The organism is Nostoc sp. CHAB 5836, from assembly GCF_020829445.1.
Taxonomy (GTDB): Bacteria; Cyanobacteriota; Cyanobacteriia; order Cyanobacteriales; family Nostocaceae; genus Nostoc.
The window spans coordinates 2,501-3,916 of the sequence record NZ_JAIVFV010000313.1 but is presented as its reverse complement, the minus strand read 5'-3'; the positions used below and the strand labels follow the sequence as shown (position 1 = coordinate 3,916).

Below are 1,416 nucleotides of genomic sequence, written 5' to 3'. Positions count from 1 at the left end.
CGATCTGTGTCTTTCACACTCTTTGTCGTTACTCATGTCAGCATTCGCACTTCCCATACCTCCAGGAGCCCTCACGGGTCTCCCTTCGCAGGCCTAGGGAACGCTCCGCTACCGCGTGTACAGATGTACACACCCGAAGCTTCGGCTCGTGGCTTGAGCCCCGTTACATTTTCGGCGCAGGACCCCTTATTTAGACCAGTGAGCTGTTACGCTTTCTTTAAAGGATGGCTGCTTCTAAGCCAACCTCCTGGCTGTTTTGGAAATCCCACATGCTTTCCCACTTAGATACGATTTGGGGACCTTAGCTGTTGGTCAGGGCTGTTTCCCTCTCGACGACGGACCTTAGCACCCGCCGTCTGTCTCCCGTACTATACTCGATGGTATTCGGAGTTTGGTTAGAGTTGGTAGATCTCGCGACCCCCGCATCCATCCAGTGCTCTACCCCCATCGGTAAACATACGAGGCACTACCTCAATAGTTTTCGCGGAGAACCAGCTATTTCCCGGCTTGATTGGCCTTTCACCCCTAAACACAGCTCATCCGACAACTTTTCAACGTTGATCGGTTCGGACCTCCAGTGCGTGTTACCGCACCTTCATCCTGGCCATGCCTAGATCGCCGGGGTTCGGGTCTAATGCATGAAACTATGGTCGCCCTATTCAGACTCGCTTTCGCTGCGCCTACACCTAACGGCTTAAGCTTGCTTCATACATTAAGTCACAGACCCATTATACAAGAGGTACGCTGTCACCCCTTAAAGAGGCTCCAACTGATTGTAGGCATTCCGTTTCAGGTACTGTTTCACTCCCCTAATCGGGGTGCTTTTCACCTTTCCCTCACGGTACTAGTTCGCTATCGGTCATGCACGAGTATTTAGGCTTAGAGGGTGGTCCCCCTATATTCAGACAGGATTACACGTGTCCCGCCCTACTCAAGTCCTGAAGTTTCACTTTCGCATACGGGACTGTCACCCGCTATGGTCGGCCTTTCCAAACCGTTCTGCTTGTTAAACTTCAGGCACTGGCCTGGTCCGCGTTCGCTCGCCACTACTAACGGAATCTCGGTTGATGTCTTTTCCTCCAGGTACTGAGATGTTTCAGTTCCCCGGGTTCGCTTTACCAAAGCTATGTATTCACTTCGGTAATACCCTCGTTCCATTTAACCCGGCGACCGATCCAAAGATCGACTGCGGGATTAAATGGTAAGGGTGGGTTTCCCCATTCGGAAATCGTCGGGTCAAAGGTTGCTCACACCTCACCGACGCTTATCGCAGCGTGCCACGTCCTTCATCGCCTGTGCATGCCAAGGCATCCACGAAATGCCCTTACCTCACGCTTGAGAGTCCGCACCACCAACGACAGCGCTGGTGTTGTACTGAAACAAGTTCAGCACGCCACTCGGCAACACGCTGTCGCG

At 52.8% G+C, this 1,416-nt stretch carries 1 rRNA gene; it reads right to left on the bottom strand.

Annotation, left to right across the window (positions count from 1 at the left end):
* A 23S ribosomal RNA gene (locus LC605_RS31585) occupies window positions 1-1,341 on the bottom strand; the annotation flags it as partial.
* Between the last annotated feature and the right edge of the window lie 75 nt (window positions 1,342-1,416).